This window comes from Psychrobacter sp. 1U2 (genome assembly GCF_051847575.1).
Genome location: NZ_JBPYDC010000589.1, coordinates 1 through 956, shown reverse-complemented (window position 1 = coordinate 956; position 956 = coordinate 1). Strand labels below are relative to the sequence as shown.

The 956-nt window shown below is 35.4% G+C and carries 2 protein-coding genes; one reads left to right on the top strand and one right to left on the bottom strand.

From position 1 onward, the window contains the following. A partial coding sequence (locus ACS8FD_RS17470; protein WP_439276781.1) for a hypothetical protein occupies window positions 1–282 on the top strand: 282 nt, incomplete at its 5' end. Between the two features lie 88 nt (window positions 283–370). Here the strand turns inward: ACS8FD_RS17470 and ACS8FD_RS17465 are convergent. Beyond that, on the bottom strand, window positions 371–956 hold a 586-nt coding region (locus ACS8FD_RS17465; RefSeq protein ID WP_439276780.1), incomplete at its 5' end, for a hypothetical protein.

The window sequence follows — 956 nt, the reverse complement described above, 5'->3', positions numbered from 1 at the left end:
CAATATGCAGAATCAAAACTTTATTTATCAGACGATTTTTTCAAGAAAAATAAACAGGAGGTTGAAGGATTTATAGGTAACCTTCCTATAAAAGACGTTAGAAGTCTATTGCTTTACATCCAAACAATTAACCCTGGAAACCTTGAGCAATCTAGTGAAATTATAGAAATGGTTAATCGGAAAATGAATGACTCTGACATGGTGCTTTATGGCATGGCAATGAGTAAATTAAACAATGCTTATATCAGTGTAATATACCCCGACGAGCCATCGCAAAATTAACAAATCATGACTCGCTTCGACACATAAAAGGCTATAAAGTTTTTTGTTCCAGACGATGCCTATAGAGCGATTGACTAACACTTAATAATTATATGCTCGGTAATATTTCAATAAGTTTTTGTCTTGCTTGCCTTTTCTCATTACTAAATGAACTAGGGTGGTGTATGCGATAACACTGAGCATCATACTCGGGTAGTTTAAAAGCCCATAAATCCTTTGAGTGGTAGCCTGCAATAGCTGTACGTTCTCTCAACTCCGAATTTGGGAAGTATCTACGTCTTGCTGCAATGCCCTGATTGCCTGTAGCGAATATGATGATATCGGGATTTAGCACCTCAATTTGAGCGACAATAATTTTTTTAGAAATAGTTTCTATCTCTTTTATCATGTCCTTATCTTTTATGTGATTGATATGCCCGCCCTTATAGTCAGAGGCATAGATGTTAGCCCATAAAACACCATTATCGCCACTTTTTTTCGCAACATCACGTACAAAATTAAAGAATGATTTACCACGAGTATCTTTTTTCTTTTCTTTTAGTTGGTCTCGTACGAATTCTTTACTCTTATCCATTGACCGCTTAATTCCATTTTTATCATATTGGAAGTCATTCCAACTCTTTAACCAACCCTTAGTTTCTCTACCAACAATTAGTATTTTATTAGGCGCTTTT